The organism is Pseudomonas sp. P108 (genome assembly GCF_032613195.1).
Classification (GTDB): domain Bacteria; phylum Pseudomonadota; class Gammaproteobacteria; order Pseudomonadales; family Pseudomonadaceae; genus Aquipseudomonas.
Window position 1 is genome coordinate 1,407,992 of sequence record NZ_CP126691.1, and the last position, 15,264, is coordinate 1,423,255.

The window sequence follows — 15,264 nt, forward strand, 5'->3', positions numbered from 1 at the left end:
AGCCAGCCTGTTCCGTCGCGTAGAGGGGACAGGCTCCAGCGCTGCCAAGGATAAAGGCGTCGCTTGAGCTTGGGGTCGAACTCACCAAAGGACTATAACAATGGCTCTCAGTAAAGAAGTGCCGGAGTTTGACATCGACGATGAGGTTCTCCTTATGGAGACCGGCATCGATTCGGATTCGATGTCGAATGATGAAGGGGCTGCTCCACCTTCCGTTCGTTCCAAATCCAAACACTCCGCTTCACTTAAACAACATAAGTACATCGATTACACGCGGGCACTTGATGCCACGCAGTTGTATCTCAACGAAATCGGCTTTTCCCCATTGCTCTCCCCGGAGGAAGAAGTTCATTTTGCGCGCTTGTCGCAAAGTGGCGATCCGGCCGGGCGCAAGCGCATGATTGAAAGTAACCTGCGGCTGGTGGTCAAAATCGCCCGGCGTTACGTCAATCGGGGGCTGTCGCTGCTGGATCTGATCGAAGAGGGCAACCTCGGACTGATCCGGGCGGTGGAAAAGTTCGATCCCGAGCGCGGCTTCCGCTTCTCGACCTACGCGACCTGGTGGATTCGTCAAACCATCGAGCGCGCGATCATGAATCAGACCCGGACCATCCGGTTGCCGATTCATGTGGTCAAGGAACTCAACGTGTACCTGCGGGCTGCACGGGAGCTGACGCAAAAGCTCGACCACGAACCTTCACCCGAAGAGATCGCCAACCTGCTGGAAAAACCGGTGGGCGAGGTCAAGCGCATGCTTGGTCTGAACGAGCGGGTTTCTTCGGTCGACGTCTCGCTGGGTCCGGATTCGGATAAAACCCTGCTGGACACCCTCACCGATGATCGTCCGACTGATCCTTGTGAACTGCTGCAGGATGACGACCTGTCGCAGAGCATCGATCAATGGCTGTCTGAGCTGACCGACAAGCAGCGCGAAGTGGTTGTACGCCGCTTCGGCCTGCGCGGTCACGAAAGCAGCACGCTGGAAGATGTTGGCCTGGAGATCGGCCTGACCCGGGAGCGGGTGCGGCAGATCCAGGTGGAAGGCCTCAAGCGCCTTCGGGAAATCCTGGAGAAGAACGGCCTGTCGAGCGAGTCGCTGTTCCAGTAAGCGCCTCAAACGCCCGCCCGCAAAAGCCCCGACTGGTTCGGGGTTTTTTGTTGGCCTGGATTTGTTGGCAATCCATGTCCACCCTGCTCATTGCCGGACGTACGGTTGGCAATTCCATCGTTTGTAGTCTCGCGGTGTAAGCCTTGGCTTACTCTTTCGTAAGTGTTCACTATCTTTACACCGCGGCAGACGTCGATTGCTCTAAATAATTTTGTTTAACTTGTTGATTTGTATATATATTTTTTAATGTGAAGTGCTTATTACAGCGCTTTTCCGCTCCGAGGGCCGATTGCTCTTGGCAGGGAACTCTTTAGTATCTGGGGTGTGTCGACGGACAGACACGCCCTTCAAGGATGAGGGGAACGGACATCGCAGGACGCGATTCATCAGGACGATGAAAAGGAATACAGGGAATAGGGAAAAAATGTGGGCGGGTCATACCGCCCCTTTTTTTGTCTGCACAAAAGCAAAAAGGCCCGCAAGGGGCCTTTTATTCGAGCGCGTGACAGATCAGCGTTCGAGGTCTTTGATCTTGCCTTTGACGCCATCCCACTCTTCGGCATCCGGCAGCGATTCTTTCTTCTCGGTGATGTTCGGCCAGATTTCAGCCAGCTCAACGTTGAGTTGAATGAATTCCTGCATCTCTTCCGGAACTTCGTCCTCGGAGAAAATGGCTACGGCCGGGCATTCCGGTTCGCACAGGGCGCAATCGATGCACTCATCCGGGTGAATCACCAGGAAGTTCGGGCCTTCGTAAAAGCAGTCCACCGGACAGACTTCTACGCAGTCGGTGTACTTGCACTTGATGCAGTTGTCGGTGACGACGAAGGTCATTTCTAATTTTCTCCTCAGGCGGCGGCAGCGTTGCCCCTTCACGGTTGGGGTCGCCAGGTTCGGGAGCGATACCTGCTGGCCAGGCTATTAGCCAGCAGCATCCCAAACCGCGCGAGATTCTAACAGCTTGAAGCCGTTTGCGTTATATCCGCTTCTTCAGTACTTATATCCGGTTCTTCAGTGCATAGAGCATTTCGAGTGCACGACGCGGGGTCATGTCATCGATATCCAGCTTGGCCAGCTCATCCAGTACCGGATGCGGCAGGCTGGCGAACATGTCGCTCTGCTGCGGTGTTGCTGGTTTGCCCTTGGCAGCCGGCTTCGGCGCCTCGTGGGGCAACGCAGTGTCTTCCAGTCGGCTCAAGTGTTCGCGTGCACGCACGATTACTTCGCTGGGTACACCGGCGAGTTGCGCCACCGCCAGACCGTAACTCTGGCTGGCCGGCCCTGGCAGCACGTGGTGCAGGAACACGATGCGTTCATTGTGCTCTGTAGCATTGAGATGCACGTTGGCCACCAGTGGCTCGGCTTCCGGCAACACGGTCAATTCAAAATAGTGTGTGGCGAACAGAGTATAGGCACGCAGATGAGCCAGACGCTCGGCCGCGGCCCATGCCAGCGACAGACCGTCGAAGGTGCTGGTGCCGCGACCGACTTCGTCCATCAGCACCAGACTGCGCTCGGTGGCATTGTGCAGGATGTTGGCGGTTTCGCTCATCTCGACCATGAAGGTCGAACGGCCACCGGCCAGGTCATCGCTGGAGCCGATTCGGGTGAAGATACGGTCGACCAGCGACAGTTCGCAACTGGCCGCCGGTACGAAGCTGCCGATATGCGCCAGCAGCACGATCAACGCGGTTTGACGCATGTAGGTGGATTTACCGCCCATGTTCGGGCCGGTGATCACCAGCATGCGCGTGTTGTCGTCCAGGCTCAGGTCGTTGGCCACGAACGGCGTGGTCAGCACTTGCTCAACCACCGGGTGACGACCCTGGGTAATACGCATGCACGGCTCACTGACAAAACGCGGGCAGTTCAGGTCGAGGTTCAGCGCACGCTCGGCGAGGTTGCTCAACACGTCGAGTTCAGCCAGCGCGCCGGCGGTGTCCTGCAGCGGTGGCAACTGGCTGATGAGGTCTTCCAGCAGCGCCTCGTAGAGCATTTTCTCGCGGGCGAGGGCACGGCTCTTGGCCGACAGTGCCTTGTCTTCGAATTCTTTCAGCTCAGGCGTGATGAAACGCTCGGCCCCTTTGAGGGTTTGCCGACGGATGTAGTCCGCCGGCGCCGACTCGGCCTGTTTGCTCGGCAACTCGATGAAGTAGCCATGAATGCGGTTGTAGCCGACTTTCAAGTGGCTCAGGCCAGTGCGGGCTTTCTCGCGGGCTTCGAGATCGATGAGGAACTGGCCGGCGTTTTCGCTCAGCGATTGCAGCTCGTCGAGTTCGCTGTCATAGCCGGTTTTCAACACGCCACCGTCACGGATCACCGCTGGCGGGTTATCGATAATGGCTTTTTCCAGCAGTGCCGCCAGTTCCGGGTAAGTGCTGGTGGTGGTCGCCAGACCTTGCAGGTGCGGCGCTTCCAGATCGGTCATCGCCACTTGCAGTTCAGGCAGGGCGCCAAGGGCGTCACGCAGCCGTGCGAGGTCACGAGGACGGGCATTGCGCAGGCCGATCCGCGCGAGAATGCGCTCGATGTCGCCGATTTCCTTGAGCTGCGGTTGCAGCTTTTCGAAACGGTAGCGATCGAGCAGGCAAGTGATCGAGGTCTGTCGCGCCAGCAGCACGGTCAGATCGCGCAACGGGCGATTCAGCCAGCGAGTCAGCAAACGGCTGCCCATCGCGGTCTGGCAGCGATCGACCACCGATTGCAGGGTGTTGTCGCGGCCACCGGCCAGGTTGGTGTCGAGTTCGAGATTGCGGCGGCTCGCGCCGTCGAGCACCACCGTGTCGTCGAGTCGTTCGTGACGCAAACTGCGCAAGTGGGGCAGGGCGGTGCGCTGGGTTTCCTTGGCGTAGGCCAACAGGCAACCGGCGGCGCCGATGGCCAGGGTCAGGTTCTCGCAGCCAAAGCCCTTCAGGTCTTGGGTGGAGAATTGCTGGCAAAGGCTTTTCAGTGCTGAGTCGCGCTCGAAATCCCACGGCGCACGGCGACTGACGCCACGGCGTTTTTCCGCGGGAAGATCCCTCGGCCAATCGTCCGGGATCAGCAATTCCACCGGGTTGATCCGCTCCAGTTCCGCCAGCAGATTTTCCCAGCCTTTGATTTCCGACACGCTGAAACTGCCGCTGGTGATGTCCAGCACGGCCAGACCGAACAGACGCTCGTCACCCAGCAGCGCAGCGATCAGGTTGTCGCGGCGCTCATCGAGCAGCGCCTCATCACTGACTGTGCCAGGCGTAAGGATGCGCACCACCTGACGTTCCACCGGCCCTTTGCTGGTCGCCGGGTCGCCGACCTGTTCGCAGATCACCACCGACTCGCCAAGCTTGACCAGTTTTGCCAGATAGCCTTCCGCCGCATGGTAAGGAATGCCACACATCGGAATCGCCTGCCCCGCCGACTGCCCGCGCGCGGTCAGGGTGATGTCGAGCAACTTGGCCGCCTTCTTCGCGTCTTCGTAGAAGATCTCGTAGAAGTCGCCCATGCGGTAGAACATCAGCTGATCCGGGTGCTGATTCTTCAGGCGCCAGTACTGCTGCATCATCGGGGTGTGGGAGGACAGGTCTGAAATGGCTTTATTCATCAGGGGTTTAGCTATACCGGAAAAAGTGACAAGACAAAAACGGGGTCGTTCGCATCTACGAAATGGCGAGTGTTTGCCAGCGATGCGCCCCGAGGGTTGATTCAGTGGGGCTGAGTATGAAGTTTTTTTGAGGTGGATGCAGCAACCCGCCGCCGCTCGGGTTGGCATTGTGTCCTATAGTGCCGAAAAGCTATCGAATGATCGGAGTTCGTGGGTTGAAGGTCAGTTGAGGAAGCAGCGTGGAACAGTCTGAAGGCATTGGCTCAGGATCGACACCGAGCGATTGCTACTACGATGCAGAAAAAATGTCCCTCACTCGGGCGCAGCGATCAGTCTGTCTGGGCAGCAATGAAAGTGATCTGTTGTTGGCATTGATCGCCGGAGTTACCGATAAGGAACAGCTCATCTCGCGGGTCTGGGGTGAGCGCGGGCTGGTGATTTCCGACAGCAGTTACTACAAGACCCTGCACTTGCTTCGCGCGCACCTCGCCGACGTCGGTTTGCCACGGGACAGTCTCAAGACCTTGCCGCGCCGAGGCGTGGTGCTGTTGTGTGAAATCAGGCTGGTCAGCGCTACTGTCGCCGAGATTGAATCCCCGCCTGCGCCAGTAGCCTCTGATGAGCAGGCTTGCATTACCGTTACGAAGTCGTCGCGCCGCTACTGGCGCTTCCTTCTGTACGTAGTCGTTGCGTCGGCAATTGCACTTCCACTGTTTTACGCTTACTTGCTCTTTAAGAAGCCCGCCGATCTGGAAGAGTGGAAACTCGTCTGGCGGGAAGGCGATGCGAAGTTATATGTGGAAGAAAGTGAAAGGATGTCCAAGGACGAAATTGTAAAAGCGCTCAGCGAATTCGAACCGCCCATTGTGTTGTCCGATACGAACTTCTATGTGCGAAAGCCGCTCTCCCAGTTGTTGATCAAGTGCGTAAAGCCTGAAAGTAAGGGGGAGGCCATATGCGTGAATTATCAGCTCGTTGGAAAAAAATAATCGCACTCTCGGCTATCTCTTCGGTGTTGATTTTCGGTGTATTGGTTGTTCGGTATTTCTATTTGATCAATCGCGACATTCCGCGTGCACCGTGTTTTGCTTCCATCGATTTTGTGCATACCCATGATCACAAAGTTCGCTGGCATGGCGTCGGTGATATGACGATCGACCCGAAAGAAGGCGCCCTTTATGTTTATTACCTGGTGAAAACACCAGAGGGCAAAGTCTATACCTATGATCGAAAGTTCAACATTGCCCTCACTCATCTCGATACGTCCAGGTTCTTGTTCAAGACGCGATCGGTTGTAAAGTTTGATGCCGATACTGCAGGAGATGAACTGCCGTTCATGGAAAGAGGCTTTCAAGGCGGCATGGTGACGTTTAATTACTTCTCCGATGCCGAGTACTACTACAACATCAATAACCTGATCAAAGGCGTCTGCCACGTCCCGCGTTAGCGAAAAACCCGCTGGCGCAAGGCCCCGGAGTGACTAAGTAAGACTGAGTAAGATGCCAGTAAGGCCGTGATGGTCCTGCGTTGTTAATGTGATTCGAGTCAGGCCAATAGCCTCTGCGACTGTAACGGAGAGTCAGCGCAGTGCGGCTGTTGTTATTGCCTGCAAGCATTCGACGACGTTTAGGATATTGAGGGGGCTTTATAAATGCTCTGGTTTTGCGTGCGTAATCATCATGGGGTTCAGGCTCCGGCATGGAAACGATCCATTGCTATTAATAAAGAGGGTACTGTATTCGTTGCAGCAGCGATTGCTGGAAAAGAAAAAGACGTGAGTATTTCCACATTATCTGATCGCACGCCGGTGTTGCTGTGTTTTGATCATGTTTACGTACCCGTGGCGTGGCTGGTCAAACACTTTCCAATATGTAAGGCGCACTGTCGCGATATGGTGTCGGCAGCCTTGTTCGGCCTACAGAGAATATTGAGATGCCGTGATGCCTGGAGTCGCATCAGCTATTTCTGCAACCGTTCGGGTGAGAAGAGTTACTTGGGGTATGTCTCATGAAGCCAAGTCTGTTTTGCAGTCTGTCTCTGGCCGTCAGTTGCGTTTTAATCATTGATCGTTCATTCGCCGACGCGCGTCAAAGTTGCGCGCCGCGCCGCGCTGAACTTGTCCGACAAATAGAGCGCGCCAACGCAGCGGATAATGTTTATCGCAAGGCCGGCCTGGAGCAGGCGCTGGCCAATGTCGAGCGTTACTGTCGCGAACCGTCGGTAGAGGATGACCACGAAAAAGCCATCCAGAAAGCCGAAGCTGAAATTCGGCGCAGACAAAACCATCTGAAAGCGGCGCGTCAGTACGGTGATGTGAAAGTCATCAAGAAGCAAGAAGCCAGGCTCGAACGGGCCCAGGCAAAACTGCAACGGCTTGTGAATGAGTAAGCGCCAGTTCGGCTGTGAACCAACCTCTGTATCAGTGACCACCGGAAATTCGATGATGAAAAACGCACTTGTCTTTGCTTCACTCTTTACCTCTGCCATTTTGCTCTCCGGTTGCACCGCCACCGATTGGGTACACGCTGCTGGTGGAATCCTCGGCGCCAAAGACGACTACGACAAAAAAGCCCGAAACGATCGGCTCAAGCGAGCGAATGCGGCGGCACGTCGAACCAAATACTGATTTATGCATAAGTTATGCAAATCAGCATTTGTCTTCGCGTGTAACTTCAAGCACTATGCGCGTTATGCAAAAACGCAACGTAGCCTCCGTCTTAAGAGCACTGCTCGACCAGCACGGGATCTCCCCCACGGAGCTCCACCGTCGCACCGGCGTGCCTCAATCCACTCTCTCGCGGATTCTCAGCGGGAAGATCGTCGATCCCTCGGATAAACACATTTCGAAGATCGCCGAGTACTTCGCCGTGAGCACCGATCAATTGCGCGGGCGCGCAGATGTCGCCCCGTCGGCCGGTGCCGCGCGCGATGACGTACACGCGGAACTCAAGGACATAATGCTGTGGGACGACGATACGCCGGTCGATGATGACGAAGTATCGGTGCCGTTCCTTCGCGAGGTTGAATTGGCTGCTGGATCAGGAAGATTCGTCATCGAAGAGAGCGAGCGCTCTAGCCTGCGCTTCGGCAAGCGCAGCCTGCGTCATAACGGTGTGCAGTTCGACCAGGCCAAATGCGTGACCGTACGTGGCAACAGCATGTTGCCGGTGTTGCGTGATGGCGCCACCGTCGGTGTGAATGCGGGCAAGTGCGGCATCGGTGACATCATTGATGGCGACCTGTACGCGATCAATCACAACGGCCAGTTACGCGTAAAGCAGCTTTACCGCTTGCCTACCGGCATTCGTCTGCGCAGCTTCAATCGCGATGAACATCCGGACGAGGACTACAGCTTCCAGGAAATCCAGGAAGAGCAGATTGTCATCCTCGGTCATGTCTTCTGGTGGGGCATGTACGCCCGCTAACCCGACCCTCTCCAGAAAAACCCGTCCATTGGCGGGTTTTTTTTCGCCTGAATGAAACCGTCAAGCCCTTGAGTTGCGGGGCTTTCATGCATTTCGGCATTTCTTGCGCATAAATAAATGCATTTACGCATTGACTGTATATGCATACATGCATATTCTTGCCACCAAGCCGCTCGACAAAGCGGCTGGCAAGAAAGCTCTTTAGTTCCACAAGAACAGGCAGCGATGAATCGGCCTCAACGGTTCAGAGGGTTGGCAACTGACCCGGGTGTGCAGCGTAAAGCACCAGAAGCAGTTATCCGGCGGGCAGGGACCGCGGTCGGAAAAACAATTTGAATGGACTCGTACCGCGCCAGTAGCGCCGAAAAGTCAGCTTCCTTCTTGAACACAGGATTTGAAGGAAGGCGAAGGAGCGCATTACTGAAAAGCCCGGTGCATCACCGGGCTTTTTGGAATGCCTTTATGACCGCGTTACCCATTCACCGAATCAAAAAGCGAAGGAGTATCAAATGAACCTTTATGCACTGATTGAGTACGGCAAAGTCAGTCAACTGAAAGAAAGCGAAGCCGAGCCACCTTTTGTATCGGCAATGACTGTCTGGGTCGATGTGACAGGAAATACGAAAGTGCGGGTTGGCTGGGAGGCAACACTCAATGGCGTCTGGACGTTTACTGCGCCATCCGAGCAAGACTTGCGCAATGACGCTCAGGAAAAGAAATGGCAGTTGCTGAATGGGGCCACGATGTGGCTGATGCTCAACTCTCTGCAATTCAAGGCGGATCTTGACGTAGCAGACCCGCAGGAGCAGGCGTTGCTACTTCTGCACAAACAGTACTGCATTGCTCTCAGCGATATCGATAAGCAAGCAGGTTACCCGGTGACCATTGATTGGCCAACCGTACCGTACTGACAAGAGCACATTGCCGGTCGCTCCGCTGATAGCAGTTTAAGTGCCTGCCTGAACTCGCAGATGTTTAAATCAAGGTAAGTACTGATTTAAAAATACATAAGGAAGTAACAATGAACCGTTATGCTCTTATCGAGACGGTGTATCAACAAAACTATTACGTCGTCTCGCAACTAGTGGATGCGGATGATTTTCCTCCCTTCCCTGAAAATGGCGGGGGAAGCTGGATTGATACCGCGGGACTCGCGGTTCAAGTGGGTTGGCTGGCTCAATTTCAGACGTTTCAGTGGGTCTTTACCGAGCCGGACTACGAGGCTTACGTGCGACTTGCCACGGCCCGAATGAGCGAGCGTTTTGACAAAGCCATTCACTGGCTTACCTTTAATCCACTGCAATACAAAAAAGATATCGGTACTGCCACGCCTGACGATGAAGCTGCACTGCTTTCTTACAAGCAGTACTTTGTCGCCGTCAGCGAAGTAAAAAACCAGTCTGGTTATCCATCAATCATCAACTGGCCAATCGCGCCATTCTGAAAAATAAAAGGCTCGGTGAATTGCCGGCTTTCTTACATGTTCATTTACTCGCCGCACTTATTTCGACCGGATGAGTTGAAAGTCGAGAAGTGCCGAATCACGCATGTTGTTAATACAAACAAGGAATTAACATGAATCGTTACGTATTCATTGAGATGAGTAATCAGTACCCGTTTTCCCGGGTTGCGGAGATTATCGAGTCTGAAGAAACACCGCTCACTCCTCCTCAGGGGATCTCGGGCAGTTGGTACCAGGTTGCAACGGATACCATCGTTCAAGTGGGCTGGAAGGCTACGTACGCGGCAACTGGCTGGGTCTACTCGGAGCCAACGTATCAGGACTATGCCGATCTCGTCTTGACGCGTATTCGTCAGCGCATCGGTGCTGCGTCCAGCTGGCTTGATCTCAATCCCGTGCATTACAAGGTCAATCTAGGTGTCGCCACGCCAGAAGAAGAGGCCGCCTGGACTTCTTACCAGCAGTACTACATCGCTGTCACCGCTGTGAAAAATCAACCGGACTACCCGTTCACGATCGACTGGCCGGTAGCGCCCTTCTGATTACGTAGCGCCTGTCAGACGAAACCGAGAGTGCATTACTGAAAAGCCTGGCCCAAGCGCCGGGCTTTTTGGAATGCCTACCTGAAGAGACATCGCTTGAGCCCAACACACATCACTCATCAATCACCTACGGAGGCGTGAAATGACAAACGAGCAACAAGCGTTGGCAGACATGCCTATCTGGCTGGTCATCCTCCTTGCCGTCGTCGGCGGGGTGTCCGGCGAAATGTGGCGCGCCGACAAGGAGGGCGCTCGTGGCTGGCCGCTGTTACGGCGTCTGGCCCTGCGCTCCGGCGCCTGCATGATCTGCGGCGTGTCGGCGATCATGCTGCTGTATGCCGCCGGCATGTCGATCTGGGCTGCCGGCGCGTTCGGTTGCCTCACCGCAATGGCCGGGGCCGACGTGGCCATCGGTCTGTACGAGCGCTGGGCGGCCAAGCGCATCGGCGTCTGCGAAGTCCCGCCGCGCGATTCGCCGACCGATCCATGATTCCCGCAAAGAGAAACGCTGAATATGAATGACGAAGATCTGGCCGCAATCAATCGATTGGTTGCGGCGCTGCAAATCCAGTCCGACAGTCAGACGGCATTGAGTGCCTCCATTCGATTGTTGGCGCAAAGCAATCAGGCACTGGTCGATTTGATAAAGAGCCGAGAACCGGATCCCAACGCACCGCCCTATCTGGACGGTACACCTGCACCCTGACTGAACGCCGCTCGCAACGCCGAGACAGGTCCATCCGAGTAATACCCTCAACCCCGCTATTGCGGGTTTTTTGTTCAATGGAGAACGCCAGATGTCGATTCTTACCCAAGGTACTCAAATTTTCGCCCTTGTTCCGCCAGCCGCAGGCACCGGCCCTTACACCGTACTGGAAATCGAGCACGCTACTTCGTTCGATCCGGGCGGTGCCCCTGCAGAACAGATTGAAGACACCAGTCTCAACGCTGAAGAGCGCACCTATAAAAAAGGTCTGCGCACACCTGGTACCGCCAGCCTCGGCCTCAACGCCGACCCGACCAACGCCAGCCATATCCGTCTGCATCAATTGTCGGAAGCCGACGGTGATACCGGCATCAAATGGGTTGTGGGCTGGTCTGACGGCAAAGGTGTTGCGCCAACGGTGAATGCTCAGGGCAATGACTTCGAATTGCCAGCCACCCGTACCTGGTTCGCCTTCGACGGTTATGTGTCGGACTTCCCGTTCAACTTTGCACTCAATGCCGTCGTCACCACTACCGTCACTATTCAGCGTACCGGTGGGTCCGCCTGGATCAAGAAAGCCTGAGATCAGCCATGAACCTCAAACAACTGAAAGCCAAGGGCGGCATCGTCGACGGTCAGCCGATCAAAAAAGAAGTGAGTTGGACTCATCTCGATAGTCAATCGGGCAAGGAAGTCACTGACACTTTCACGTTGCACATTCGCCGACAGTCGTTCGGCGTGATTGAGCGACTGTTCGCCCAAGGTGAAAACGAACAGAGCCGGAACGCGAGTTACATTGCGGCGTCGGTCTCGTTGGGAGCCGAAGGCGCGGAAGCACTTTCCTACGACGACGCCTACAACCTCGAACCTTCGTTAGGGTTTCTGTTGCTCAACGCAGTCAATGAGGTGAATGGCACAGGCGGTAGCGCAGTAAAAAACTGACTGCCGCCGATGAGTTCTGGCACGAATTGGTGCTGAACGGAGTCGGCGGCCGCACGATTGCCGAAGCCAAGGAACGTATGACCTACCAGGAAGCCCTGGCATGGGGTCGATACATTGATCGATATGGATCGCTTCATACCGGTAGGCGGCTGGAAGCGGGTAGCGCAATGGTTGCGCTACAGACTCACCGGCTGGGCGGCGGTCTGGCGGAACTGCTGGACTTCATGCCTCATGAGCAGCGTCAGGGGCTTTCCCTCGAGCGTGCGATTGAGCAATGGCAATAGCCAGAAATTTATATGACCCGTTTCGGCGGGTTTTTTCATAGCCCGGAGAAACGCACATGGCAGTTACTTCCTCTGCAGGTTTGACGCCGAACCTCGACGGCCTTGAACAAGCCTGGACTCAGGCGTCACGTATCACCGAACAAAAGCTGCGTCAGATGCAAAAGCAGATCGAGGATGCCGCAAAGAAAATCGGCGTAACGCTGCATGCGTCGGCCAACTCGATTGCGCAAGCGAACATCGCTACTTACGTCGACGTTCAGGAGCAAGCCAGTCAGCAAGTCAACTATTCAAACGACTTCGACAAGTTGCGGCGCGATGGCTCGCTGGCTGCCGCACTCGTTGGAATGGGCTCACGAGAAAGTGATCGTGCGAAAGCGTTGAGTGAAATCGACCAGAAATATGCAGTCTCGCGAAAAGCGCTGGATACTCCTGTGTCTGGAGGTGTTGCGCCTCAAGACAGCGCCGACTACGGCACTCGACTGGCGGCGTTGAAGTCCGAGCACGACTCAATGACTCTTCAGGTTCAAAGCAACTATGAGTCGATGACCGAGGCTCAGGGCAATTGGATCAACGGGGCCACTTCGGCCTGGGATGATTACCTGACCAGCTCCAACAATGTTGCAGCTAAATCCAAGGCAGTGTTTACCAATGCGTTCAACACCATGGGCGATGCGGTTTCGACATTTGCGCTGACAGGCAAGTTTTCGTTTTCCGATTTTGCCAAATCGGTGCTTGGAGACATGGCCAAGCTGGCCGCTCAAACAGCGATGTCCAAAGGTCTGAGTTCGTTGTTCGGTCTGGTCGGAACGGCGGCGACGTCGCTGTTTGGTGGTGGCAGCGCACCTGGGGTGACGACCGCCAGAGTAGGGGCGGACACCACCATCTTCAACCCGGCTTTATCGCTTGGGTCGGATTTCAGATACACCGGATTCGCCAAGGGTGGTGCCTTTACAAGCGGCGTTGCTACGGGGCCGATCCTGGCGCCGATGGCCATGTTTGGCGAAGCAGGACCGGAAGCCATCATGCCGCTCAGCCGCGGTTCCGATGGTTCCCTCGGCGTGCAAGTGCAGGGTGGTGCGCTGGGCAGTACCAGCAGCCATCAAGTGGTGATTCAGCAAACAATCAATGTGGGTGACAGTTCAGGTGGTGGCGCAGCGGGCGACATTAATTCGCAAACCGTCGCCAAGGCCTACGCCGGTGCAGCCAAACAGGGCGCCGCCGAACAGATTGCTCGTGACCTTAAACCGGGTGGGCAGATCTGGTCCGCCATCAACGGCCGCTGACGATCAGCGGCTGCAATCACTCACGCCCGGAGAAAACATGAGCACGGAAACATTCAGCTGGCTTCCAAAAGTAGAGCCTGTCGGCAATGTCGAGTTTCGCCTCAAGTCGGCGAAGTTTGGTGACGGCTATCAACAAGTGGCCGCAGACGGTATCAACAACAAATCACAATCCTGGCCGTTGACCTTCGTCGGTGACGAGGCGCGGATCAAATCCATTGTGCAGTTTCTTGATCGTCATGCTGGAGCCGCGCCTTTTTACTGGGCGGCACCGCTGAGCGAGCCGGCCCTCTATCGCTGCAAAGGTTATCAACCGACTCCGATGGGAGCAGGTCTCTTCACTTTGGTAGCCACCTTTGAGCAGGCATTTCACCCGTAAATCGGGATACGCCTGACGCGAAAACCACCCTGCCTTGTGCGGGGTTTTCTTTGCCCGGAGATTCAAATGTCCATTACTGCAGATATCCAGGCGCTGGAACCGGGCGCCTGGGTCGAGCTGTTTGAACTCGATGCCACCAGCCTCGGCGCCGAGCTATACCGCTTCCACGGCTATCCACAGCAAGCCTCGATCTTCTGGCAAGGCCTCGAGTATTCACCATGGCCCATTCAGGCCGAAGGCTTTGAAATGACCGGGCAGGCCACACAGCCGACTCCATCGCTTTCGGTCGGTAACGTCGGTGGTTTTATCACTGCTCTGGTGTTGTATTTCGATGATCTGGTCGGGGCGCGGATGATCCGTCATCGCACGTTGGGCAAGTACCTCGATGGTCAGCCTGAAGCCGATCCCGAAGAAGAACTGCCTCCAGATGTCTGGTACATCGAGCGCAAGGTCAGTGAAGACAGTGAAGTGGTGAAGTTCGAACTCGCCAGTGCACTGGACTTCAATGGCGTACAACTGCCGCGTCGACAAATCGTTGCCAATGTCTGCTGGTGGCTCAGTTGTGGCGGTTATCGCGGTCCGTACTGCGGCTACAACGGCGGTCCTGTGGCGGATGCCAATGACGTGATCGTCAGCGATGCGGCCAAGGACAAGTGCGGTGGACGCCTGAGCAGCTGCAAGCTGCGTTTTGGCGAAAACAATCCACTGCCATACGGCTCGTTTCCGGCCGCAGGTCTGATTCGGAGCTGATCATGAACAAGACCACGCTGGCCGCCATCGAGCGTCATGCCATTGCGCAGTATCCCGACGAATGCTGCGGTTTGCTGATTCGCGACGGACGCAGACAACGTTATGTGCCGTGCCGCAATACTGCGACGACGCCCAGTGAACACTTTCGTCTGGCACCACAAGACTACGCAGCGGCCGAGGAGTGCGGCGAGATCATCGCCGTCGTTCACAGCCATCCTGATTATCCCGCGACGGCCAGTGAGGCAGACCGGGTCTCTTGTGAAGCCTCTGGGTTACCGTGGCACATTCTCGAAGTGCGCAAGGATGATGAAGGGCAAGTTCACAAGGGTGAACTGGTCACCATCACACCCAGTGGATATCTGGCGCCCTTGATTGGGCGCGCATTCGTCCACGGTGTACATGATTGCCTGAGCATCATTCTTGACTATTACCGAAGGGAAATGGGTATCGAACTCGGTGACTATGACCGCGAGGACGGCTGGTGGGACAAGGGCGCAAATCTCTATCTGGAGAACCTGCCCGCCGCTGGTTTTGAACAGGTCAGCCAATTGCAGCAGGGCGATATCGTGCTGATGCAAATTCGTTCGCCGGTGCCCAACCATGCCGCCATTTATCTTGAAGATGGCGTACTCAAGACTGATCCCGATCGCTTCCCCGCGCCGGGTTCAATCCTGCATCACCTTTATGGGCGAGACAGCCGGCGCGATACCTATGGCGGATACTGGACAGAAGTGACAGTGAGCTGTTGGCGGCATCAATCGAAAATTTCGCATCACCAGCCCCCTGACTCAATGACTGAAACCTGA

At 55.7% G+C, this 15,264-nt stretch carries 20 protein-coding genes; 18 read left to right on the top strand and 2 right to left on the bottom strand.

Going from position 1 to position 15,264, the window contains the following annotated elements:
* Positions 1–100: 100 nt before the first annotated feature.
* Positions 101–1,108: an RNA polymerase sigma factor RpoS gene (gene rpoS, locus QOM10_RS06030; protein ID WP_007908828.1), complete on the top strand. Its 1,008-nt coding sequence runs from the start codon at positions 101–103 to the stop codon at positions 1,106–1,108.
* Between the two features lie 510 nt (positions 1,109–1,618).
* Here rpoS and fdxA read toward each other — a convergent pair.
* Together fdxA and mutS are read right to left on the bottom strand one after the other, a co-directional pair.
* Positions 1,619–1,942 carry a ferredoxin FdxA gene (fdxA, locus tag QOM10_RS06035; RefSeq protein ID WP_007908827.1) on the bottom strand — a complete coding sequence of 108 codons (324 nt, stop codon included), beginning with the start codon at positions 1,940–1,942 and terminating at the stop codon, positions 1,619–1,621.
* A gap of 163 nt (positions 1,943–2,105) precedes the next feature.
* Positions 2,106–4,676 carry a DNA mismatch repair protein MutS gene (gene mutS, locus QOM10_RS06040; protein WP_191629813.1) on the bottom strand — a complete coding sequence of 857 codons (2,571 nt, stop codon included), beginning with the start codon at positions 4,674–4,676 and terminating at the stop codon, positions 2,106–2,108.
* Positions 4,677–4,927: 251 nt separating this feature from the next.
* Here mutS and QOM10_RS06045 point away from each other — a divergent pair, with 251 nt between their 5' ends.
* From QOM10_RS06045 to QOM10_RS06125, 17 genes are all read left to right on the top strand, one after another.
* Positions 4,928–5,677: a transcriptional regulator gene (locus QOM10_RS06045; RefSeq protein ID WP_150774121.1), complete on the top strand. Its 750-nt coding sequence runs from the start codon at positions 4,928–4,930 to the stop codon at positions 5,675–5,677.
* A complete protein-coding gene (locus QOM10_RS06050; protein ID WP_316917739.1) occupies positions 5,644–6,135 on the top strand; it encodes a hypothetical protein in 492 nt (163 codons plus the stop codon). Before QOM10_RS06045 ends, QOM10_RS06050 begins: the two co-directional genes overlap by 34 nt.
* A gap of 560 nt (positions 6,136–6,695) precedes the next feature.
* The gene (locus QOM10_RS06055; protein ID WP_316917740.1) at positions 6,696–7,076 is read left to right on the top strand and encodes a DUF1090 domain-containing protein; all 381 of its coding nucleotides are present in this window, start codon (positions 6,696–6,698) and stop codon (positions 7,074–7,076) included.
* On the top strand, positions 7,069–7,314 hold the full coding sequence (locus tag QOM10_RS06060) for a hypothetical protein (RefSeq protein ID WP_158013173.1): 246 nt from the start codon (positions 7,069–7,071) through the stop codon (positions 7,312–7,314). The genes QOM10_RS06055 and QOM10_RS06060 overlap by 8 nt, the downstream gene beginning before the upstream one ends.
* A gap of 64 nt (positions 7,315–7,378) precedes the next feature.
* Positions 7,379–8,113, top strand: coding sequence for an XRE family transcriptional regulator (locus QOM10_RS06065; protein ID WP_007908821.1), 735 nt, complete (start codon positions 7,379–7,381; stop codon positions 8,111–8,113).
* A gap of 509 nt (positions 8,114–8,622) precedes the next feature.
* Positions 8,623–9,024 carry a tail fiber assembly protein gene (locus tag QOM10_RS06070; RefSeq protein WP_316917741.1) on the top strand — a complete coding sequence of 134 codons (402 nt, stop codon included), beginning with the start codon at positions 8,623–8,625 and terminating at the stop codon, positions 9,022–9,024.
* A gap of 110 nt (positions 9,025–9,134) precedes the next feature.
* The gene (locus QOM10_RS06075) at positions 9,135–9,557 is read left to right on the top strand and encodes a tail fiber assembly protein (protein ID WP_316917742.1); all 423 of its coding nucleotides are present in this window, start codon (positions 9,135–9,137) and stop codon (positions 9,555–9,557) included.
* 131 nt (positions 9,558–9,688) lie between these two features.
* Positions 9,689–10,117, top strand: coding sequence for a tail fiber assembly protein (locus tag QOM10_RS06080; RefSeq protein ID WP_224790070.1), 429 nt, complete (start codon positions 9,689–9,691; stop codon positions 10,115–10,117).
* A 142-nt stretch (positions 10,118–10,259) separates the two neighbouring features.
* The gene (locus QOM10_RS06085; RefSeq protein WP_127926031.1) at positions 10,260–10,607 is read left to right on the top strand and encodes a phage holin family protein; all 348 of its coding nucleotides are present in this window, start codon (positions 10,260–10,262) and stop codon (positions 10,605–10,607) included.
* A 24-nt stretch (positions 10,608–10,631) separates the two neighbouring features.
* Positions 10,632–10,823 (top strand): hypothetical protein, encoded by a 192-nt coding sequence (locus QOM10_RS06090; protein ID WP_127926032.1) that lies wholly within the window; start codon positions 10,632–10,634, stop codon positions 10,821–10,823.
* A 91-nt stretch (positions 10,824–10,914) separates the two neighbouring features.
* A complete protein-coding gene (locus QOM10_RS06095; protein WP_127926033.1) occupies positions 10,915–11,406 on the top strand; it encodes a phage tail tube protein in 492 nt (163 codons plus the stop codon).
* A gap of 8 nt (positions 11,407–11,414) precedes the next feature.
* The gene (locus QOM10_RS06100; RefSeq protein ID WP_127926034.1) at positions 11,415–11,765 is read left to right on the top strand and encodes a phage tail assembly chaperone family protein, TAC; all 351 of its coding nucleotides are present in this window, start codon (positions 11,415–11,417) and stop codon (positions 11,763–11,765) included.
* A 29-nt stretch (positions 11,766–11,794) separates the two neighbouring features.
* A complete protein-coding gene (locus QOM10_RS06105) occupies positions 11,795–12,049 on the top strand; it encodes a hypothetical protein (protein ID WP_127926035.1) in 255 nt (84 codons plus the stop codon).
* Positions 12,050–12,105: 56 nt separating this feature from the next.
* A complete protein-coding gene (locus tag QOM10_RS06110) occupies positions 12,106–13,332 on the top strand; it encodes a phage tail tape measure protein (RefSeq protein WP_127926036.1) in 1,227 nt (408 codons plus the stop codon).
* Positions 13,333–13,369: 37 nt separating this feature from the next.
* Positions 13,370–13,708 (top strand): phage tail protein, encoded by a 339-nt coding sequence (locus QOM10_RS06115; protein ID WP_127926037.1) that lies wholly within the window; start codon positions 13,370–13,372, stop codon positions 13,706–13,708.
* A 66-nt stretch (positions 13,709–13,774) separates the two neighbouring features.
* On the top strand, positions 13,775–14,458 hold the full coding sequence (locus QOM10_RS06120; RefSeq protein WP_316917743.1) for a phage minor tail protein L: 684 nt from the start codon (positions 13,775–13,777) through the stop codon (positions 14,456–14,458).
* A gap of 2 nt (positions 14,459–14,460) precedes the next feature.
* A complete protein-coding gene (locus QOM10_RS06125) occupies positions 14,461–15,264 on the top strand; it encodes a C40 family peptidase (protein WP_127926039.1) in 804 nt (267 codons plus the stop codon).